The organism is Streptomyces sp. NPDC044064 (assembly GCF_056434245.1).
In genome coordinates this window covers 18,581-39,904 of sequence record NZ_JBWKFN010000032.1, presented here as the reverse complement: position 1 = coordinate 39,904, position 21,324 = coordinate 18,581, and the positions used below count along the sequence as shown (strand labels likewise).

16 protein-coding genes and 1 pseudogene are annotated in these 21,324 nt (G+C 72.8%); 15 read left to right on the top strand and 2 right to left on the bottom strand.

Annotated features, from left to right (window positions below):
- The first annotated feature begins 89 nt into the window (after nucleotides 1-89).
- Nucleotides 90-2,552: a SpoIIE family protein phosphatase gene (locus AC07DS_RS37330; RefSeq protein WP_479152739.1), complete on the top strand. Its 2,463-nt coding sequence runs from the start codon at nucleotides 90-92 to the stop codon at nucleotides 2,550-2,552.
- 38 nt (nucleotides 2,553-2,590) lie between these two features.
- Here AC07DS_RS37330 and AC07DS_RS37325 read toward each other — a convergent pair whose 3' ends face one another.
- Nucleotides 2,591-3,412: an SDR family oxidoreductase gene (locus AC07DS_RS37325; RefSeq protein ID WP_479152736.1), complete on the bottom strand. Its 822-nt coding sequence runs from the start codon at nucleotides 3,410-3,412 to the stop codon at nucleotides 2,591-2,593.
- A gap of 80 nt (nucleotides 3,413-3,492) precedes the next feature.
- Here AC07DS_RS37325 and AC07DS_RS37320 point away from each other — a divergent pair, with 80 nt between their 5' ends.
- Complete coding sequence (locus AC07DS_RS37320) at nucleotides 3,493-4,098, top strand: TetR/AcrR family transcriptional regulator (protein WP_479152734.1); 606 nt, start codon at nucleotides 3,493-3,495, stop codon at nucleotides 4,096-4,098.
- Nucleotides 4,099-4,189: 91 nt separating this feature from the next.
- Here AC07DS_RS37320 and AC07DS_RS37315 read toward each other — a convergent pair whose 3' ends face one another.
- Nucleotides 4,190-6,136 carry an acyl-CoA dehydrogenase family protein gene (locus AC07DS_RS37315; protein ID WP_479152732.1) on the bottom strand — a complete coding sequence of 649 codons (1,947 nt, stop codon included), beginning with the start codon at nucleotides 6,134-6,136 and terminating at the stop codon, nucleotides 4,190-4,192.
- Nucleotides 6,137-6,530: 394 nt separating this feature from the next.
- Between AC07DS_RS37315 and AC07DS_RS37310 the strand changes: the two genes are divergently transcribed.
- From AC07DS_RS37310 to asnB, 13 genes and pseudogenes are all read left to right on the top strand, one after another.
- Complete coding sequence (locus AC07DS_RS37310; protein WP_479152730.1) at nucleotides 6,531-7,214, top strand: ScbR family autoregulator-binding transcription factor; 684 nt, start codon at nucleotides 6,531-6,533, stop codon at nucleotides 7,212-7,214.
- Between the two features lie 121 nt (nucleotides 7,215-7,335).
- Nucleotides 7,336-8,574 carry a cytochrome P450 family protein gene (locus tag AC07DS_RS37305; RefSeq protein ID WP_479152728.1) on the top strand — a complete coding sequence of 413 codons (1,239 nt, stop codon included), beginning with the start codon at nucleotides 7,336-7,338 and terminating at the stop codon, nucleotides 8,572-8,574.
- A gap of 277 nt (nucleotides 8,575-8,851) precedes the next feature.
- The gene (locus AC07DS_RS37300) at nucleotides 8,852-9,508 is read left to right on the top strand and encodes a ScbR family autoregulator-binding transcription factor (RefSeq protein ID WP_479152726.1); all 657 of its coding nucleotides are present in this window, start codon (nucleotides 8,852-8,854) and stop codon (nucleotides 9,506-9,508) included.
- A 165-nt stretch (nucleotides 9,509-9,673) separates the two neighbouring features.
- Nucleotides 9,674-9,922, top strand: a complete 249-nt coding sequence (locus tag AC07DS_RS37295; protein WP_479152724.1) for a hypothetical protein — start codon at nucleotides 9,674-9,676, stop codon at nucleotides 9,920-9,922.
- Between the two features lie 116 nt (nucleotides 9,923-10,038).
- Nucleotides 10,039-12,246 carry a heavy metal translocating P-type ATPase gene (locus AC07DS_RS37290; RefSeq protein WP_479152885.1) on the top strand — a complete coding sequence of 736 codons (2,208 nt, stop codon included), beginning with the start codon at nucleotides 10,039-10,041 and terminating at the stop codon, nucleotides 12,244-12,246.
- Entirely contained in the window at nucleotides 12,243-12,752 is a 510-nt protein-coding gene (locus AC07DS_RS37285) for a copper chaperone PCu(A)C (RefSeq protein ID WP_479152722.1), read from the top strand. Before AC07DS_RS37290 ends, AC07DS_RS37285 begins: the two co-directional genes overlap by 4 nt.
- A gap of 158 nt (nucleotides 12,753-12,910) precedes the next feature.
- A complete protein-coding gene (locus AC07DS_RS37280) occupies nucleotides 12,911-13,567 on the top strand; it encodes a hypothetical protein (protein WP_479152720.1) in 657 nt (218 codons plus the stop codon).
- 170 nt (nucleotides 13,568-13,737) lie between these two features.
- Nucleotides 13,738-14,331: pseudogene (locus tag AC07DS_RS37275) on the top strand (sigma-70 family RNA polymerase sigma factor); the annotation flags it as partial.
- A gap of 206 nt (nucleotides 14,332-14,537) precedes the next feature.
- Nucleotides 14,538-15,605, top strand: a complete 1,068-nt coding sequence (locus tag AC07DS_RS37270) for an ABC transporter substrate-binding protein (RefSeq protein WP_479152718.1) — start codon at nucleotides 14,538-14,540, stop codon at nucleotides 15,603-15,605.
- Between the two features lie 2 nt (nucleotides 15,606-15,607).
- Entirely contained in the window at nucleotides 15,608-16,678 is a 1,071-nt protein-coding gene (locus AC07DS_RS37265) for a FecCD family ABC transporter permease (RefSeq protein WP_479152883.1), read from the top strand.
- Nucleotides 16,675-17,511: an ABC transporter ATP-binding protein gene (locus tag AC07DS_RS37260; RefSeq protein ID WP_479152716.1), complete on the top strand. Its 837-nt coding sequence runs from the start codon at nucleotides 16,675-16,677 to the stop codon at nucleotides 17,509-17,511. The genes AC07DS_RS37265 and AC07DS_RS37260 overlap by 4 nt, the downstream gene beginning before the upstream one ends.
- Before the next feature lie 11 nt (nucleotides 17,512-17,522).
- Nucleotides 17,523-18,917: an MFS transporter gene (locus AC07DS_RS37255; protein ID WP_479152714.1), complete on the top strand. Its 1,395-nt coding sequence runs from the start codon at nucleotides 17,523-17,525 to the stop codon at nucleotides 18,915-18,917.
- Between the two features lie 565 nt (nucleotides 18,918-19,482).
- Nucleotides 19,483-21,312, top strand: a complete 1,830-nt coding sequence (gene asnB, locus AC07DS_RS37250) for an asparagine synthase (glutamine-hydrolyzing) (RefSeq protein WP_479152712.1) — start codon at nucleotides 19,483-19,485, stop codon at nucleotides 21,310-21,312.
- Nucleotides 21,313-21,324 lie beyond the last annotated feature (12 nt).

Genomic DNA, 21,324 nt, shown 5'->3' with positions numbered 1-21,324 from the left:
CCCAGGATTCCGCCTGCCCCAACCGCAGCACCGGCCCATGCGTATCCAGCGGACAAGCAGGACCATGGTGGAGAAAGAGGATGGAGCAGATGGAACCACCGCGAGAGGGTTTCGACGCGTCCGCATCCGTGGCATCGCGTGGTCTCCTGGACGCCTCCACCGACGCCGCGGCGGTGATCTCGGCGGACGGCGTCGTGGTCGGCTGGACCGTGGGCGCGGAAGCGCTGCTCGGCCGGCGTGCGTCCGAGGTCGTCGGCCACCCCGCCGCACGCCTGCTGGCGGTGCCCGCGGATCCGGCCCGTGCCGCCGCGATCGCGCAGCGGTGTCGCGCCGGAATGGGATGGAACGGCGTCGTGCCCGTGCAGCACCGGGACGGCCGCCGCATCGAGCTCGATCTGCGGGTCTCCGCGGCCTTCCGGATGGGCGGGCAGGAGTGCTTCCTGCTCTCGGCACGCGAGCAGCGGCCGCAGTGGACGGTCGGCCAGTCCGTCCTGGACGGATTCCTGACCCGCTCACCGGTCGGCATGGCCGTGATGGACATGGAGCTGCGCTACGTCTGGCTGAACGACACACTGGAACGCTTCGGCGGCGTGCCCAGGGACCAACGGCTGGGACGCCGGCTGAGCGAGCTGCTGCCCGGGCTGCAGGCGGACACCCTGGAAGGCCTGATGCGCAAGGTGCTGGCGACGGGGGAGCCGGTCACCGACTACGAGTATCTCGGCTGGAGCTGGGCCGATCCGCACCGCCAGCACGCCTACTCCACTTCCTTCTTCCCTCTGGTGAACGCCGGCGCCGGCGTCACCGGGGTCTGCTACATGGTCCTGGACGTCACCGAGCGCTGGACCGCCCGCCGGCTCCTGTCCCTGGTCAACGAGGCCGGCACGAGCATCGGCACGACCCTCGACGTGCTGCGGACGGCCCAGGAACTGGCCGACTTCGCGGTGCCCCGGTTCGCGGACTTCGTCACCGTCGACCTCCTGGAGCCCGTGTTCAGCGCCGAGGGCCACGGAGCCTGGCTGACCGACGCCGGGCCGGCGCCCGTCCGGCCCGTGATGCGTCGCGCGGGACTGCAGTCCGTGCGGGAGGGCTGCCCCGAGGCCATGGCGGGGATCGGTGAGGAGGTCGACTTCCTGCCGCCGCTCCATGACATCAACCTCCTGATCAGCGGCGATCCGTTCCTCGTCCCGACCCTCGACCCGAACGACGCCCCGTGGATCGCCGAACAGCCCGAGCGACTGGCCCGCATCCGGGAGTTCGGCCTGCACTCCCTCATCTCCGTACCGATGCGGGCACGGAACACGGCGTTGGGCCTGACCACGTTCGCCCGCTCCCTCAACACGGTCCCGTTCGGGCAGGACGACGTCCTGCTGGCCCAGGAACTGGTGGCACGGGCGGCGGTGTGCGTCGACAACGCCCGCCGCTACACCCGGGAGCACACCGCCGCCGTCACCCTGCAGCGCAGCCTGCTGCCCCACGTCCTGACCGGGGGAACGGCGGTGGAGGTCGCTTCCACCTATCGTCCGGCGGACCCCACGGGCGGTGTCGGCGGTGACTGGTTCGACGTGATCCCCCTGTCCGGCGCGCGCGTCGGACTCGTAGTCGGGGACGTGGTGGGTCATGGGATCACAGCGGCGGCGACCATGGGCCGACTGCGTACGGCGGTGCAGACCCTCGCCGACATGGAGATGCCTCCCGACGAACTGCTCGCCCACCTCGACGACCTGGTGCTGCGGCTGACCGACGAGGAGGCCGACCGCGCCCCGGCCGACGGGGACACGGCGACGTTCATCGGCGCGACCTGCCTCTACGCCGTCTACGACCCGGTCTCCAGGCGGTGCTCGATGGCCCGGGCCGGGCACCCGCCGCCCGTCGTCGTCATCCCGGACGGGCGCGCCTACTTCCCCGACGTCCCGGCCGGGCCACCGCTCGGGCTGGGCGGCATGGCCTTCGAGGCCACCGAGATCGAATTGACCGAGAACAGCCTCCTGGGCCTCTACACCGACGGCCTCATCGAAGGAAGCGACGGGGACGTGGAGTCGCGCATGGCCCGGCTCGCCGAGGCACTGGGGCGGACCGGCACGGACCTCGACGCGCTGTGCACCTCCGCCGTGCGGCAGCTGGTGTCGGCACCGCAGCCCGACGACGTCGCCCTTCTGCTGGCCCGTTCCCGCACCCTCGCAGCGGACCAGGTGGCGTCGTGGGACGTGCCCCCCGACACGGCCGCCGTCGGACACGTCCGGGCCGCGGCGACCCGCCAGGTGATGGACTGGGGCCTGGTGGAACAGGCCCTGACGACGGAACTCATCGTCAGTGAACTGGTCACCAACGCGATCCGCTACGCCGACTCGCCCATCCGCCTGCGGCTGCTCCGCGACGCCCGCCTGACCTGCGAGGTCGCCGACGGCAGCAGCACCGCCCCCCGCCTGAGACACGCCCGCAGCACGGACGAGGGCGGCCGGGGACTGTTCATGGTGGCCCAGCTCGCCCTGCGCTGGGGCGCCCGGTACACGGCCGAGGGGAAGATCATCTGGGCCGAGCAGGAGATCCGCTGAGGCCTGCGCGGCACCGGCGGACCCCTTCCGGGCGAGTCTCAGCGGAACGCCGCGGCGTTGCGCGCCGCCCACGCCGCGAAGGGGGTCGCGGGACGCCCCAGGATTCGCTCGACGTCGCCGCTGACCGCCTGCTCCTGCGGGGTCGGCTCGCCGAGGACGGACAGGGTTCCCTCCACCACGGCGCTCGGCATGAACCGCGCCATCTGCGCGCGGGCCTCCTCGCGGCTCTGCTCCACGAAGGTGACCGGTTCGGCGATGGCCTGTGCGAGGGCGGCGGCCCGCTGCCGGGGTGTGGTGGCCTCGGGACCGGTCAGGGTGTACGTCATGCCGTCGTGCCCGCCCCCGAGCAGGACCGCGGCGGCGACCGCGGCGACGTCGTCCGGGTCGACGAACGGCAGTGCCACGTCGGCGAAGGGTGCCGCCGCGGTGCGGTGGTGCCGGACGGGCTCGGCCCAGGCGAACGCGTTCGAGGCCAGCCCGCCCGGGCGCAGCACGGTGAAGGCGAGTCCGGATCGGGCCAGGGCCGCCTCGAAGCCGGCGGCGTGCGCGTAGCTGTGCGGCCGGGTGCCCGCGCCCTGCGAGGACACCAGGACCACCTTGGTGACACCGGCCGCGGCCGCCTGCTTCAGGATTCCTTCCGGATCGTCCCCGGCGACGAGCAGGAACAGTGCCGTCGCGCCCTCCAGCGCGGGACCGAGACCGGCCGGCTGCCCGAGGTCGGCGGCCACGGCCCGCACCCCGGCCGGGACGTCCTCGGGGGCGATGTGCCGGGCCACCGCGGTCACGGCCGCCCCTTCCCCGGCCAGCTTCGCGACCAGGGCCCGCCCGACGTTCCCCGTACCACCCGTTACGACGATCATGACAGCTCCTCGACTGAGTTAGTTGACTAACTAAGTCGCTACGCTAACCGGTCCGTCCGGCGCTGTCTATCCTTAGTCAGGTGACTGACTCAAAATCCGGTACAGCGGCCGGATCCGCCGGCTCCCGGCGGGGCGGCAAGCGTGAACGCCTGGTCGAAGCGGCCGTCCAGGTCTTCCACCAGCAGGGCGTGGAGAAGACCACCCTCGGGGACATCGCCCGGGTCGCCGACGTGCCCCTCGGCAACGTCTACTACTACTTCAAGACCAAGGACCAGCTGGTCGAGGCCGCGGTGGAGGCCCACTGCGACCGGCTCACCAGGCTCACGGCCCGACTCGAGGAACTACCCGGCCCGGCCACCCGCCTAAAGGCCCTGGTGGCCGGCTGGGTCGAGGAGCGCGAGACGGCGGCCCGCTTCGGCTGCCCCTTCGGCACCCTGGCCACCGAACTCGACAAGCGCGACGACGGCCTGGACCTGGCCGCCGCCCAGGTGATGCGGGCCCTGCTCGACTGGGTCGAGGGCCAGTTCACCGAGCTGGGCCGACCCGACGCCCGCGCCCTCGCCGTCGAACTGGTCGCCGCCTACCAGGGCATGTCGGTGCTCACCAACACCCTGCGCGATCCCGGACTGATGGCCGGTCAGGGCGAACGCCTCCAAGCCTGGATCGACGGCTTCGCACAGCCCTGATCCAGGCTCTCGCGCCCCGCTGAGCACGGGGCGCGGATCGCCCCGGCCGCGGCTCCGGGGCGGTGCCGCTTCTCGCGGGGCGCGCGGCCGGCTACTCGGCCGCCGTCGCGTAGTCCGCGAGGGAGACGTGGCCCGAGTTGGCCAGCGGGATTCCCTCCAGGTAGGGGGCCGGCAGGTCGAAGCCCTCGACCAGCTCCGTCATGTGCGGGGCGAGGCCGCGCACCGCGTCGTCCAGCAGCTGGGGCAGGGCGCGCACCTGCTCGGCGGAGAGATGGCCGTCGGCCAGCAGGTCCCCGGTGTGCTCGCGGAGCTGCTGCAGCAGGAACAACACGCAGAGCCGCTCCAGCAGATCTCGGGCCTCGGGGTCCGCCGCCCGGGCGACCGCGTCCAGGAAGGCGTCGGCGGCCCGCAGCCGGGCGTGCACCGAGACCATCTCCAGGGCGGCGGAGGAAGCCCCGTTCCAGCGCTCGACCGGATCCCCGGACGGCCCCCGGCGCAGCGCGGCCCGGGCCCGGTCCTGCCAGTCGGCCTCGGCCCGGGCCAGCAGCCCGCGCAGATGCCGGGGATCCGTCAACCGCTCCACCCCACCGGGGTGTTCGGGCGCTTCTCGCGGCGGCTGGTGCTCGAAGAGCATCTCGGCGGCGGCCTTCACCCAGATCACCAGGTTGTCACCCTCGGCGGTGATCGTGCCCTCGACGTACTGCGGGAACTCGGACAGGCCGTTGGCGGCGAACAGGCCCTGCGCGCCGCAGCGTTCCCGGCACTCGACGGTGATGTCCCGTGCCTGCCAGGTGATCCAGCTCTTGGCGATCGCGACCAGCCGCTCGGTCTCCGCCTGCTGCCCGGCGTCGTGGCCTGCGTGCACGGCGGCCCAGCGGGCGAGCGCCGAGCGGTGCAGGAAGGTCATGGCGTAGGCCGAGGCCAGGCCCTTCAACAGCCGCCCGTGGTGCGAGCGGTGGGCGTTGACCGGGATGCGCTCGCCCGCGCGGGGCCCGCTGACCTGCCGCTGGTCGCCGTAGCGGACGGCTATGGCGAGCGCGGCCCGGGTCGCGCCGACGGCGGCGCCGCTCATGCACAGCTTGCCCATCGTGACCCGGCCGATGGACTGCAGGAACCTCTTGCGACGGTTGCCGAGGCTGCTGTGGAAGCGGCCGTCGGCGTCCAGACGGCCGTGCTCGGACTCCAGCAGGGCGTCACGTGGCAGCAGCACCCGGTCGAACGCGGTCAGGCAGTGGTCCACCGGGGCGCCGGTGCGCAGGGGCAGCCGGCGGACCCGCACTCCCGGCAGCAGGCCGCGCTCGTCGCTCAGCGGGGTCAGGAACAGGAAGACGCCCTCGTCCCGGCCCTCGACGATGAGGCGGGCGGCCACCACGGCACTCTTGGGCCCGCCGGTCATGCTGGTGTTGGGCATGAACTTCTGTGCGCCCACGTGGGGGGTGTTCAGCACGAATCCGCCGGTGGCCGGGTCCAGTTCGGCGGTGGTCGCCAGGGCCGAGGCGTCGTTGCCGTGGTCCAGCTCCGTGCACAGGAACGTGCCGGTGCGCCGCAGGGTCGCGAAGTCGGACAGGTCCCGGCGCCCGGCGCCCTCGTGATCGAGCAGACTGCCGAGGAAGAGGTTGTAGTGGATGCTCGCCACCGTGCACAGGCCCCCGCCGCCGTCCACGATCGCCGCCCACTCGTGCAGCCCCGCCAGCAGCTGCGGGTCGTCCGCCAGCGGCTCGGCCCCTCCGGCCGTGTCGTTCACCAGCCGCAGCCACTCGTAGGAGAGGGCGGCGCGCTCGGCGGGTCCGAGGCCGGGACGGTGGCGGAACGTGTCCTTCGAGATGAGGTCGCGCCACATCCCGTGGATGTGCTCCCGGTCGTCGCCGTCGAAGAGGAGCCGGGCCAACTCGCCGGACACGGCGCCGGAGAACGCTCCGCCGGGTCCGGCATGCAGTCCGTCGGCCCGGAACGTGTCCGGACCAAGTGTCTGATCCGTGTCGAAGTGCTCGATCTCCGGCAAAGAGGGGAGATGTACCTGGGGTGTCAGAAGGGTCATGGCCCTCTCCCGTCGTCGCTGAACCGGAAGGGTGTGGATGCGCAGAGTCAGAAGATACGGACCTCCCGGTTTGCTTATCAAGCCAAATTTCTGCCAACGGTGGCCGAACTTCGGTGTCTTGGGGACACTCCCCGGCCTCAGAAGTAAGCGCGATGCTCAACTCCGGTCCGGTCCGGCGGACTTCCCTGAACCGGCAGATGCTGCGGGAACGTTGAGATACCGGGCGACAGGTTTTATTGTGGCGGTCAGCGACGGCTCGGCGAGTTCCCGCGTACCTGGTGAGGAGGGGCGCATTCACATGGTTGAAAGGCCATCTTCCGAGGTGGCAGGATACGTACCTGTCGGTTTCTTTTTGTGGCCGACCGGTCCGTGAAGCCAGTGCGGAGGATGTGCCGTGGCCCTGCAGGAACGAGCGATCAGGACGAGGCGCAACATCCTGGTGGCAGCCGCCGACGTGTTCGCCGACGTCGGCTACGAGGCGGCGACCATCTCGGAGATCCTCCAGCGGGCGAACGTCACCAAGGGCGCCCTCTACTTCCACTTCTCCTCCAAGGAACAGCTCGCCCAGGCGGTCCTGACCGACCAGTTGAAGTCGGTGCCGGAATCGCCGCCGCGGGAGCTGGTGCTCCAGGAGGGACTGGACGCCGGCTTCCTCCTCGCTCATCTGCTCGGCTCGGGCGACCCCATGGTGCGCGGCAGCATCCGCCTCACCGTGGACCAGGGGTCACCGCACGACGGGCTGGACCGGCGGGTGCCGATGGCCTCCTGGGTCGACTACAACGCCGCACTGCTCGAACGGGCGAAGGCGAACGGGGAGGTGCTGCCCCAGGTCGACGTGGACGCCGCGGCGAAGGCCTTCGTGGCCGCGTTCACCGGGGCGCAGGTGCTGTCCAAGATCATGAACAACCATGCCGACCTGATGGAACGCGTGGTCGACCTCTACCGGCACCTGATGACCAGCATCGCGGTCCCCGCGGTGCTGGTGCGCCTGGACATGTCGCTCGACCGGGGCCGACGCGTCCACGAAGAGGCCATGGAGCTGAGCGCGGAACCACAGGAGGCGCCGGCCGCCGGCTGAACGAGGTCTCTCCGCGGACCACGGACACCGGCACCGCCTGGAGCCGGGGAAGCGGACATCGCTGCCATGGGCACGTCGCAACGCCACAACGTGATGCAGAACCGACCCAGGGAGCACATCGATGGAAGAGACCGCCTGCCCTTACGCCCTCGACCTCACCGGCCAGGACCACCTGGGGGAGGCCGCGATGCTGCGTGCCCAGGGCCCCGCGGTCCGGGTGGAGCTGCCCGGAGGCGTGCTCGCCTGGGCCGTCGTCCGGCAGAGGTACGTGGAGCAGCTGCTGACCGACCCGCGCGTCTCGCGCAGCGCCCGCCTGCACTGGCCGCCGTTCATCGAGGGGAAGATAACGCAGGAGTGGCCCCTCTACCCATGGGTGGCGAACGAGAACATGCTGTTCGCCTACGGGGAGCACCACACCAGGCTGCGCCGGCTCGTCGCCGGCGCGTTCACCGCGCGACGCTCCGAGGCGCTGCGCCCCCGGGTGCAGGAGCTGTCGGCCGAACTGCTGGGCACACTGGCGGCCCTCCCGCCCGGCACCCCGGTCGACCTGCGCACCGCGTACGCGGAGGTGCTGCCGCTGCGGGTCATCTGCGAGCTGTTCGGCGTGCCGCAGGGTGCCGAGACGGACGCGCTGTCCGCGGCGTTGAGCACGGTGTTCAGCTCCACCGTCAGCGGCCAGGAGATGGAGGCCGCCCGGCTGGAGGCATTCGGTCGGCTCGCCGCACTGGTCAAGGCCAAGCGGGAGCGGCCCGGTGACGACCTCACCAGCTCCCTGATCGCGGCCCGGGACCAGGGGGACCGGCTCACCGAGGACGAACTGCTCGGGTCCCTCTTCATGTTCATCGCGGCGGGACAGGACACCACCGCCACCCTCATCACCAACGCGGCCGGCGCGCTGCTGACCTGCCCCGAGCAGCTGGCGCATCTGCGCGCGGGCCGGGCGACCTGGGCGGACGTGGTCTCCGAGACCATGCGGGTGCACACGCCCGGTGCCTACGCCCCGATGCGGTTCGCGGTCGAGGACATCGACCTCGACGGGGTGCGGATCAGCAAGGGCGACTGCATCCTCGTCAGCTTCGCGGCCGGCGGCCACGAGACCGACCGGCACGGCCCGGACGCGGACCGCTTCGACCTGCTGCGCGGCGGCGACCGGGACATCCTCGGCTTCGGCCACGGAACCCACCGCTGCCTCGGCGCACCGCTCGGGGAGATCGAGGCCGCCTCCGCTCTCGCCGAGCTGTTCGACCTGTTCCCTGATGTGCGGCTGGCCTGCGCCCCCGAGGAGTTGGCCCCGCTGCCGACCTTCATGCTCAACGGATTCCGGTCGCTGCCCGTGCTGCTGCGTCCGTCGGTGTCCTGAGCGCGCGGGCGGACATGTCCGCCGGAAGTCCGCCGCCCGTCGCGGGCGGCGGACTTCCTTGTGCACCAAGGGAGCGGAGCCACGTCCTTCATCCGGACTTCTCGCATCCGTAAGCCAAACCAAGCACGCGGTTTGCTTCATGGCCGACGAGGTGCCAGGTCACTCCGACGCAGGAATGTGCCTGGTCCCCGGTGTTTTCGGCCTGGTGGTCCGTCAGGCCTTGCCGCACCGCGCCCACATAAACATACTGAACATGCGGTTATTAGAGGAGGGCGTCATGGTCAAGCAGGTACGGGCGGTTCGCACACGGCAGGCCCTCGTCCGCGCGGCGGCGGAAGCCTTCGCCCACGACGGATACGCGCGCGCGTCCCTGCCTGCGATCAGCAGGCGGGCCGGGGTGAGCGCCGGCGCGCTGCACTTCCACTTCCCGAGCAAGGACGCTCTCGCGAGCGAGATCGAGTGCGCGGCGGCGCGCACGGTGGAGGAGATGACCACGCACTGCCGGGCCACGGGCGGCAGTGCGCTGGGGGCACTCGTTTCCGCGATCCGCCAACTGGTGGTCGCGTTAGCGGCCGATCCGGTCATGCGGGCCGGGCTGGCGCTCAGCGGCGACCCCGCACGCGACGGCGGGACCGCGGTGGTGGACTCGTGGCACGGCTGGGTGCGTGAAGTGATCGGTCAGGCGCAGGAGGCGGGAGAGCTGACGGACGACCTCTCGCCCGAGTGCGTGGCCGGAGCCGTGGTGGCGGCGACGGTCGGCTTCGAGGTCCTCGGCAGCGGGGACCGGGACTGGCTGCCGAAGGACCGCATGGTGGAGTTCTGGACCTGTCTGCTGCCGCGGCTGGCCACCGTGCCCGGACCGGACTTCACCCGGGTGCTGGAGAGCGAGGCGACCGGCGACCGGGACGCCGAGAACAGCATGGCGGGTCTGTAGGACGGCCCAGCCCTGCAGAGCAGGCGGCTCGGCGGCGCACTGTTGCCGCGCGCGTGACGCGTGCCATACCCGGACTGGGGAACTCGGCGCCTCGTCGGCCCGACTCCTGAAGCGCTACGGCTCCGACCAGGTGATGCCGTACGACGTGATCTGGAGACGCGCTTGATGGACGAGTCCCGTCAGTCCCCCTCCGGCGCGGGCGCGGTGCTGCGCACAGCGGTGCCCCCGCCCGCCCTCTGCGGATTCCTTCCGTTGCTGGCCCTGCTGTTCGCGCTGTCGTACGCCGTCGGCGCCGCGGCCGGACCCGTCGCCCCCGGCATGCACGGCACCGGCGTCGGCGTCGGCACCGGCCCTGGCGGCGGAGGCATCGACGACGGCGGCGACATGGGGCGGATGCACGGGGGAAGCCACTGATGGGCGCGGAACCCGCGGTCGCGGACCTGACGAGCACCGATCCGGCAACCGTCGACCCGGCGACCACCGATCCGGCAACCGTCGACCAGGCGACCACCGACCTGACCGTGGGCGGGATGACCTGTGCGGCCTGTGTGAAGCGCGTCGAGAAGAAGCTCGGCCGACTCGACGGGGTCACGGCGGTCGTCAACCTGGCGACCGGGCGGGCCCGCGTGAGCCACCCGGCGCGGATCAGTCCCGAGGAACTCGTCGCGGCCGTCGAGCAGGCCGGGTACACGGCAGAGATCCCGCAGCGACCCGAGAAGCGGCTGCGCGAGCGTGGGGGAGGAGCGGGCCCGGAGGAGGAAGCACGGCAGGAGGCACGGCAGGAGCGTGACCGGCTCCTGGTCACCGCGCTGCTCGCGCTGCCCGTTCTCGTCCTGTCGATGGTGCCCGGCCTGCAGTTCCGCAACTGGCAGTGGCTGTGCTTCGTACTGGCCGCCCCGGTGGCCGTGTGGGGGGCCTGGCCCTTCCACGAGCGGGCGGTGCGCGGGCTGCGGCACTCGGCGGCCACCATGGACACCCTCGTCTCCCTGGGCGTGCTGGCCTCCTTCACCTGGTCGGCGTACGCGCTGTTCCTCGGCGGAGCCGGGGATCCCGGCATGCGGATGCCGTTCACCCTGCTGCCCTCCGCATCGAGCGGTGCCGCGCATCTCTACCTCGAAGCGGCCGTCGGCGTACCGCTGTTCGTGCTGGCGGGCCGCTTCCTGGAAGCACGGGCCCGGCATGGGACCGGGTCCGCACTGCGGTCGCTCGCGGAACTCGCCGCCAAGGAGGTGGCGGTGCGCGAGGACGGCACGGAACGACTCCTTCCCATCGAGGAGCTGACGGTCGGACAGGTCTTCGTCGTGCGGCCGGGAGAGCGGGTCGCCACCGACGGTCAGGTGGTGGAGGGCAGTTCCGCGGTGGATCTGTCCCTGGTCACCGGAGAGAGCGCGCCCGTCGAGGCCGGGCCGGGCTCCGCGGTGACCGGCGGGGCCCTCAACACCGGCGGACTGCTGCTCGTACGGGCCACGGCGGTCGGCGCCGACACCCGACTCGCCCGGATCACCGAGCTGGTGACGGAGGCGCAGGCGGGCAAGGCACGGGCGCAGCGGCTGGCCGACTCGGTCGCCGGTGTCTTCGTGCCGGTCGTGCTCGCACTGGCCGTCACGGCGCTCGGGTTCTGGCTCGGTGCGGGCGCCGATCCGCAGGCCGCCGTCACGGCCGCGGTGGCCGTCCTGGTGGTGGCGTGCCCGTGTGCGCTGGGCCTGGCGACCCCGACCGCGCTGATGGCGGCCACCGGCCGAGGAGCCCAACTGGGTGTCCTGGTGGGCGGCCCGCAGGCCCTGGAGGGGCTGCGGCACATCGACACGGTCGTCCTGGACAAGACCGGCACCCTCACCTTGGGCCGGATGAGCGTCGCCAGGGTCACCGCCGTACCCGGCGGGCTCGGAAGTGACGCGGCGCTGCGGCTGGCCGCCGCGGTCGAACAGGGCTCGGAGCATCCCCTCGGCCGGGCCGTCACCGCTCACACCCCCGGCCCGCTTCCGGCCGTGAGCGGCTTCCGGGCGGAGGCCGGCCGGGGCGTGCGCGGACGGGCCGAGGGGCGGCTGGTCGAAGTCCTGGCCCCCGACGACCACTTGCCCACGACGCTGGCCGAGGCGCTGCCGGTGGCGGAGGCCGCCGCACACACGCCGGTCCTGGTCCGCGTGGACGGGATCGCCGAGGCGCTGATCGAGGTCGGTGACGTCGTACGGCCCGGGGCCTACCGGGCGGTCGACCGGCTGCGGCGCCTCGGCGTACGGCCGGTGCTCGCCACAGGCGACCGCGAGGCACCCGCGCGGGCCGTCGCCACGGAGCTGGGCATCGAGGAGGTGCACGCCCGCTGCACACCCGAGGACAAGGCGTCCCTCGTACGAGACCTCCAGCAGCGGGGCCATCGGGTCGCCGTCATCGGGGACGGTGTGAACGACGCGGCCGCGCTGGCCGCCGCCGACCTGGGCATCGCCATGGGCGGCGGCACGGACGCCGCCATCGGCGCGGCGGACGTGACCCTGGTGCGCGGGGACATCGAGGTCCTCGCGGACGCGGTCCGCCTGGCCCGGCGCACCCTGGGCACCATTCGGGCCAACCTCGCCTGGGCCTTCGGATACAACCTCGTGACGGTGCCGCTCGCCCTGGTGGGCCTGCTCACCCCGATGGTCGCCGCGGCGGCGATGTCGGTCAGTTCGCTGCTGGTGGTGGGCAACAGCCTCCGGCTGCGCACCTGGCAGCCGTCCTCTGCCGGGAGGCGTACCCGATGACCGAGCAGAGCCCGTGGCGTCCCACCCGGCGCCGGCTGACCGACACCCTCCTCGCGGCCCTCGCACCCGTCACGGCGGGCAGCCTGGCCCTCGGCGGCCTGACCACATGGGTCGGCGCCGGGAAGGCGGGCAGCCCGGCCCGCGTCACCGTCTCGAAGGCGCGGGTCCTCCTGCCGTACGGCGGCACGAGGGAGACGGCCGCCTTCTTCGACCTCTCCAACGCCGGCGGCGCCGACGACCGGCTGGTCGAGGTCACGTCCTCCCGAACCGGCGGCCGGATCACACTCAGCCGGCACCGCAGCACCGGCTCGGGAGCCGCCGCCAAGACCGACACCGACTCGGCGGTCGTCCCCGCGGGCCGCACCCTGTCCATGTCGCCGCACGGTCTGGACGTGAACCTGCGGGCCGGGGCCGGGTGGCGCACCGGTGACCTCGTGCCGTTCACACTGCACTTCGAGCACAGCGGGGCCGTCGAGGCGCTCGCAGTGGTGATTCGCCCCGGCTGACGGCGGTCCCGGCCTCCCCTCGGATGTCGGATCGAACGCGTCACCCGTTCCCGCCATTTGAGGTGTTCTGGATCACATCACGCCGGTTGAGTGACACGGCGGGGGAAATTCCGTACCGACGGATGATGACGGACAGCCAGATGCGAGGATGAGACGCCATGACAGCAGGGTGGTGTTCTCGCACAGTACGGGCCGCGGTGTTCGCGGCCGTCTGTGTGGTGCTCGCCGCCCTGGGCCACGTCATGATGTCGGGTCAGCACGTGCCCGGGTGGGCACTGGCCGCAGGCCTGGCCGTGACCGGTGCCGCAGGCTGGTCCCTGGCGGGCCGTGAGCGCGGGCTCCCGCTGGTAGTGACCGTGGTGGTCGCCGCCCAGGCGGCGCTGCACGAGGCGTTCTCGTTCGCCCAGTCGGCCTGCGCCGACACGGCCTCCACGCCCATGACGTCGATGCCCATGGGCTCCATGCCCATGGGCTCCATGGGGCACATGGACATGAGCGGCACGGATCACCTGGGGCACATGGGGCACTCCATGGGCGACGGCTCGTCGTCCTTCGGAATGCTCGCCGCCCACCTCTTCGCCGCCCTGCTGTGCGGTCTGTGGCTGGCGTACGGCGAGCAGGCAGCGTTCCGCATCCTGCGGGCCGCGGCCGCACGGCTCGCGGCACCGCTGCGGCTGCTGCTCGCCCTGCCCGACACGCCGGTCCGGCCGCGGCCGCGCGTCCGCCGGCGTCGCTCGCGGCGTGCGCCGCGGCTGCTTCTCCTCGTCCACTCGATCATCTCGCGGGGTCCGCCCGCCGGGGTCGCTGTCGCCTGACGACAGCCGGTTTCCCGAGGCCGCCCCGTGCGCCTCGGGCCTCGGCCGTACGCCCGCGCCACGCCGTACCCCCGCGTGAGCGCCCGTAGGGCCCATTCCCCTCTCACCGGACCGCCGGCACCCGATCGTGCCCGCGGCCCGGATCCCGGATGACCCGAGAAGGACACCAGGTGATCACTCCTGCCCTGCCCACCTCGCCCGAAGACAGCACCGTCGACGGCAAAACGGTGTCGACCGACGAGTCGATCACCGCGTGGGCCCTTGCGGCCCGGGGCGGCGACCCCCGTGCCGTGGAGCGTTTCGTGCGCGCGCTGCACCGCGACGTCCTGCGCTACGTCGCCCATCTGTGCGCCGACCCCCAGGCCGTGGACGACCTGGCGCAGGACACCTTCCTGCGGGCGCTCGGCAGCCTGCACCGCTTCGAGGGCCGTTCCTCGGCCCGCGCCTGGCTGCTGTCCATCGCCCGCCGCGCCGTCATCGACAGCTACCGGTACGCGGCCGCCCGGCCCCGGCTGTCCGACGTCCCGGACTGGCAGACGGCCGTGGAACGGGCCCAGCCGCGCGACCTGCCCGGCTTCGACGAGGGCATCGCCCTGCTGGATCTGCTGGCCGCCCTGCCGGACGAGCGCCGCGAGGCATTCGTCCTCACCCAGTTGGCCGGTCTGCCGTACGCGGAGGCGGCCGCGGCGAGCGGCTGTCCGGTGGGCACCGTGCGCTCCCGTGTGGGGGGGGGGGGGGGGGCGCGGAGCGATCTGATGGAGGAGGGGGGGGGCGCCCACGAACACAGGGCAGGGGGGGGGGAAGCGACAGCCGTCGTGGTGGAACTAATTCGCCGTGAGGGTGCCGGTACCTGCCGGCACCCTCGGCTTCGGCTGTCTCGATCGGGCGGGAACTCCAGGCATCTCCGCCCCGACTACTGGACCGGGCGACGGACGTTCGCCCGAGTACCAAGTGGACCTGGAGACATTCGATGCGTGTGCGTGTGTGGGGCGGTACCGCGGCCCTCGTGCTCGGCGGCCTGCTGACGGCGGGCTGTGGCGGCGGGAAGGAAGCGGCGGACGAGAGCGCGGGCAAGGCCGTCTCCGGCGGCTATCCGGTGTCGGTCACCGACTGCACGGGCGCCAGGACGACGTTCTCCGCCGCACCCAAGAGGATCGTCACCAGCAACGCCTCCGCCCTGGAGCTGCTGCTCCGCCTCGGGGCGGGGGACCGCGTGATCGGCACCGGCTTCCCGCCCGGCAAGGGCAGCCTGCCGCGCGATCTCGCCGCGAGGGCGCGGAAGGTCGAGGTGCTCAGTGAGAGCGTCATCCCCAAGGAGAAGCTCCTCGGATCCGGCGCCGATCTGTACCTGGACACCTTCGCCTCCATGGGCGGCATGGGCGGCGAGGGCATGGGGGACGCGCCCACCGAGGAGGAGTTCCGGGCGGCCGGGATCAAGCACATCCACCTGAAGTCCACGGCCTGCGCCGCCGGTAGCAGGACCCCGGTCACCGACCTGTCGGCGGTCGAGGCCGACATCACCTCCCTCGGCGCGGTCACCGGCACGAGTGCCAGGGCCGAGGAACTCGTCACCGGGATGCGGCAGAAGGTGGCCGCCGTCCGGAAGGCGGCCGGCAGCAGGCCGGAGAGTGCTCGGCCGACGTACTTCTTCTTCGACTACGACGCCGGCACCAAGCAGCCCACCGTCACCTGCAACCGCCAGATCGCCAACGCGGTGATCACCCTGGCCGGCGCACGCAACGTCTTCGCCGACTGCGACGGCGACTTCAAGCAGGTCGGCTGGGAGGACGTGATCTCCAGGAACCCGGACTGGATCCAGCTCGGGGTGCGCGACCGGGGCAGCGACGCGGCCGACGAGAAGGCCTTCGACGAGGCGGAGAGCTGGCTGAGGTCCAATCCGGCCACCAAGGGGCTGAAGGCGGTGAAGGAGGGCCACTTCGTGCGCGTGGGCTCCGAGCAGACCACCATCGCCGGGGTGGAGAACGCCGACACGGTCGAGGCGATCGCCCGGGCCCTCCACCCCGGGAAGGTCCGTTGACGGTGCTGTCCACGCCGACCGCGTCCCGCCGTACGCGGACGCAGACGCGGACTCTTCCCGTGGTGCCGCTCGCCCTGGTCCTCGGCGCGGCGCTACTGGCCGCGCTGACCGCGGCCGTCGCCTGGGGCTCTACCTCCATCGCGCCGGGCGAGGTGTGGAGCGTGGTGTGGCACCGGCTGTCCGGTGACGCGCCGCGGCCGGGCACCGACGACCTCATCGTGTGGCAACTACGCGTCCCGCGCGCCCTGTTGGCGGCACTCGTCGGCGCAGGCCTCGGTCTCGTCGGTACAGCGGTGCAGGCCCTGGTGCGCAACCCGCTGGCCGACCCGTACCTGCTGGGCATCTCCAACGGCGCCTCGCTCGGCGCGGTCGCCGCCCTCGTGCTCGGACTCGGTGCGGGCGGAGCGCTGGGCCTCGGTCTGTCCGGCGCGGCCTTCGCCGGAGCGCTGGCCACCTTCGCCCTGGTCTGGGCGGTGGCCCGGCGCGGCGGCGGCTTCGCGCCGCTCAGACTGGTGCTGGCCGGCGTGGCCGTCGGCCAGTTCCTGTCCGGCTTCACCAGCTACCTGGTGCTGCGGGCCGGGGACGAGCAGCAGACGCACGGCGTCCTGTTCTGGCTCATGGGCAGCCTCGGCGGAGCGAGTTGGCAACTGCTCGCCGTGCCCGCGGTGACCGTGCCGATCGCCCTGCTGTGGCTGCAGGCCCGCGCCCGCGGGCTGAACGCCCTGCTGATGGGCGACGAGACGGCCGCCGGACTCGGCATCGACGTCGGGCGCCTGCGCCGCGAGCTCTTCACGGTGACCAGCGTGCTGACCGGTGTCCTGGTCGCGGTCTCCGGTGCGATCGCCTTCGTCGCGCTGATGGTCCCGCACGTGTGCCGTCTGCTCGTCGGCGGCGACCACCGGCGCCTGCTGCCCGTCTCCGCGCTGTGCGGTGCCCTGCTGCTGGTCGTGGTCGACATCGTCTGCCGGACTGCCATGGACACGCAGGAGCTGCCGGTCGGCGTGGTGACGTCGCTGCTCGGAGCCCCCGCGCTCCTGTACCTGCTGGACCGGCGCCTTGGGAGCGGCAGTTGAGGATCGACATCGAGGACCTGCACGTCGCCTACGCCGGGCGCACGGTCGTGGCGGGTGCCCGGCTCATCGCCGGCCAGGGCGAGATCACCGGCCTGGTCGGCCCGAACGGCAGTGGCAAGTCGACGCTCCTGCGCACCGTCTACCGGCACCTGCGACCCGCCGCGGGGCGGGTGCTGCTGGCCGGCACCGACCTGCGCGACCTGACCCCCGTCGAGTCGGCCCGGCACATCGCGGCCCTCCCGCAGGAGCGCGGCAGCGACTTCGAGCTGAGCGTGCGCGAGGTCGTGGCCATGGGCCGTACGCCCTACAAGCGTGCATTCGCCGGAGAGGACGCCGCGGACCGGGACATCGTCCTGCGGGCACTCGCCGACGTCGGCATGGCGGAGCACGCCGGACGCCGGTTCACGGCCCTGTCCGGCGGCGAGCGTCAACGGGTGCTGCTGGCCCGCGCGTTCGCCCAGGACCCGGACGTGCTGGTGCTGGACGAGCCGACCAACCATCTCGATGTCCGGCACCAGGTCGAACTGCTCGCCCTGCTGCGCGCCCGGCGCCGTACGACCCTGGTGTCGCTGCACGACCTCAACGCGGCCGCCTCCGTGTGCGACCGGCTGCATGTGCTGCACGCCGGAGCCGTGGTCGCCTCGGGGCCGCCGCGCGACGTCCTGACCCCGGCGCTGATGGCCGAGGTGTTCGGCGTGCGGGCGGCCGTCGTCGACCACCCCCTCACCGGCGACCCGCTGATCGCCTTCGACCATCGCGCCGGGAACTCCGAGGCCGTTCGCCCCGACTTGTGGGACGAGGCCGCCGACCGGCGGTCCATGTGCGAAGGGTGAGGGGCAAAAGGGTGACACACGAGGGGCCCGGCCCGGAACAACCCGGTGACATACCCGGCGGTGCGGACCGCTGGCCGCTGGTGGGGCTGGCGGGCCTGCTGTCGTTCGTGGCGATGCTCGACATGAACATCGTCAACGTGGCCCTCGCGGACATCGCCGACGGCCTGCGGGTGTCCTCGGCGACCGCCCAGTGGGCCGTACTCGGCTACCAGCTCCCCGTGGTGGCGCTGCTGTTGCCCGCCGGGCGTTGGCTGGACGGGGTGAGCCTGCGCCCGGCCGTGCTGTCCGCCACGGCGGGCTTCGCCCTGTGCAGTGCGCTCGCGGCCCTCGCGCCCTGGGCGGTCTGGCTGGTCGCCGCCCGCCTCGCCCAGGGCGCCTTCGCCGCCGCGCTGTTCGTCCTGATGCCGGTCCTCGCGATCCGCTCCGTACGGCCCGAGGCACGCGGCCGGGCCATGAGCGTGCCCGCGACCCTGGGCCCGCTGGGCGCGGTCACCGGACCGGCCGTGGGAGGTCTGCTGCTGGACCACTTCGGCTGGCACTCCGTGTTCCTGGTGAAGCTCCCGTTCTGCGCGCTCGCACTGGTGGTGGCGTGGCACGCGCTGCCGCGCGAGGGACGGCTGCGCCTGCCCGGCCGACGCGAGTCGGCGGACGCGCTCCTGGTCGCGGGCGGCGTGGCCGTGCTCCTGCTGGCGCTGACCCTGGCTGCGGACACGGACACCCCGGCGTGGCTGCTGCTCGCGCTCGCCGCCCCACCGCCGGTGTGGTGGTGGCTGCGCGGCCCCGGCGGCCGTCCGGTGGCCGACGTGCTGCGGGCCTCGGCGCTGCTGCGGCCGCACGGCGCCGTGCTGGCCCTCGCGACCGGCTTCGCCGCCCTGCACTATGTCGTCGCCCTGCACCTTCGGCGCGTGGACGGTGTAAGCGCCACGGCCACCGGCCTCACGGTCCTCGCCTTCCCGCTCGCCATGGGTCTGGCCGGACCGCTCGGCGGGCGCCTGGCGGATCGGTACGGTGCCCGTCCGGTCGCCGTGACCGGAGCCGTGCTCACCGCGTCCGGCCTGCTGTGGTGCGTGCCGCTGGGCGACGGCTGGTCACTGCTGGACGTGGCCTGGCGGCTGGCGCTCGCCGGCCTCGGCATGGGCCTGAACGGCGGACCGGCCCAGGCCCTGGTCATGGGCGCCGCCCCACCGGACCGGACGGCCACCGTCGGGTCCACGGTGCAGCTCGCCCGCAGTCTCGGCTTCACGCTCGGCCCCGCGCTGGCCACCACCGCCTGGACCCTGGCCGGTGCCCGGGCCGGACTGTACCTGGCCGCCGTCGCCGCCTGCCTCGCCGTACCGCTGCTCGCCCGGCCCGGCCGACGGCCCACCGCCCTCTCCGAGAAGTCCGCCGACTCCGTTTCCCCCTGACCGGGAGGAGCCCAGTCCCCATGCTCACTCGCCCTGGGCCGGCGCCCTGCCGCTCTCCCTGAGATGACCACCGACCTGGTCTCCACCTGTCCCGGGAGCCGACCGGTGCTCGCCCGGCCCGGCCGGCCCCGGCCACCGACCCGGCATCTCCCTGACAAGGAGCTGCTCCGACGCTCGCCCTGCCCGGTCTGCATCCCGTGACCGTCCCGAGAAGACCGCCCCCGGCCTCCTCCTGTCCCGGGAGCCGACCTGCGCTCGCCCTGCCCGTACGGCCTCGGTCGCCGTCCCGGAGAAGGAACACCGACCCGATGCCTCCCTGACCAGGAGCCGCTCCGACGCTCGCTCCGCCCGGTCGGTACCCCGTAACCGTCCCCGACAAGACCGCCTCCAGCCGCCCCCTGAAGCCCAGGAGCCGACCTGTCCGGCCGACGCCCCGCCCCGCCCCTCCCCTCCCTGACCAGGAGCCGACTCACGCTCACCCGGCCCGGCCGGCACCCCGCCGCCCTCCCCGAGAAGACCACCGCCCCCACCGCCCCCATTTCCCCCTGACACAGGAGCCGTCCCCATGTGCGGAATCACCGGCTGGGTGTCCTTCCACAGCGACGCCCGCACGCAGACCCCGGTCATCGAAGCCATGATCGCCACCCTCGCCCCGCGCGGCCCCGACGCCGGAGGCGTATGGCTCGGTGAGCGGGCCGCGATCGGCCACCGGCGGCTGGCCGTGATCGACCTCGAAGGCGGCGTCCAGCCGATGACCGAGAGGCCCGACGAGCCGACGATCGTGCTGAGTTACAGCGGCGAGGTCTACAACCACCACCAACTGCGTGCCGAGTTGCGCCGCAGAGGACATGTCTTCCGCACCCGCAGTGACACCGAGGTGGTGCTGCGCGCCTACGCCGAATGGGGCGAGGCGGTGGCCGAGCACCTGGAGGGCATGTTCGCGTTCGCCGTGTGGGACGAGCGCGAGCAGCGGCTGCTGCTGGTGCGGGACCGGCTCGGCGTCAAGCCCCTCCACTGGGCCGCCGTCGACGGCGGCCTGGCCTTCGCCTCCGAGCCGAAGGCGCTCTTCGCCCACCCGGAGATACGGCCCCGGGTCGACGCGGACGGGCTGCGGGAGGCGTACAGCCTGCTGTTCAACACCGGACCGACGGTGTGGTCCGGGGTACGGGAGGTCGAGCCTGGCGGGCTTCTCCTCCTGGACCGGGACGGCATCCGTGAGCGCCGCTACTGGCAGCTGGAGGCGGCCGCGCCCCACACCGACGACCGGGACGCGACCGTCGAGCGGATACACGAGCTGGTCGGCGCCGCAGCGCGTGGCCAGCTGGAGGCCGACGTCCCGCTGTGCAGCCTGCTCTCCGGAGGGCTCGACTCCACCGTCCTGACCGCCCTGCTCGCCGCTGAACTCCGTTCGCGGCAGGGGCCCGAAGCCCGGATCCGCTCCTACGCGGTCGACTACAGCGACCAGGCCGTCGAGTTCACCGGCGACGTCCTGCGCACCGGCCACGACACCCCGTACGCCGTCGAAGCGGGTGCCTTCATCGGCACCGACCACAGTACGGTCGTCCTCGACCCGCGCGCGCTCCTCGACCCCGGGCACCGGACGGCGGTCGTCGTCGCCCGGGACTCGCCGATCGGCGTCGGCGACATGGACACCTCGCTGTATCTGCTGTTCGGCGAGATTCGGCGGCACTCCACCGTCGCCCTGTCCGGCGAGGCCGCCGACGAGGTCTTCGGCGGCTACCCCTGGTTCCACAGTCCCAGGGCGCTGGCCGCAGACACCTTCCCCTGGCTGCTGGTGACCGGCGACGAGGCCGCGATGCCGCTCAACCCCGAACTCGACCTGCGCATCGCCGAGTTCCGCGACGACACCTACCGCACCGCCCTGGCCGCCGTACCCCACTTCGACGGCGAGACCCCCGCCGAGCACCGCCTGCGCGAGCTGCAGCACCTGTCCCTGACCCGCTGGCTGCGCCAACTCCTGCACCGCAAGGACCGGTTGAGCATGGCCCAGGGCCTGGAGGTGCGGGTGCCGTACTGCGACCACCGGCTCGTCGAGTACGCCTTCACCACGCCGTGGGCCCTGCAGAGCCACGACGGCAGGGAGAAGAGCCTGCTGCGCGCGGCGGGAGCCGGCCTCGCCCCGGACTCGGTGCTCCACCGGCCCAAGAACCACTACCCGGCCACCCACCACCCCAACTACAACCGCGGCCTGCAGCAGCTGGCCCGCGACGCCCTCGCCGCCGAGCAGGTCCGCGCCCTCACCGACGAGACCCGCCTCAAGCCCTGCCTGGACACACCGCCAGACCGGCTGGAGTGGGGCCACCGACTGCGTCTGGAACGCGTCGTCGACCTGGCCCTGTGGCTGGACCACTACCGCCCCGAACTCGCCCTCTGAGGAGCATCCGTG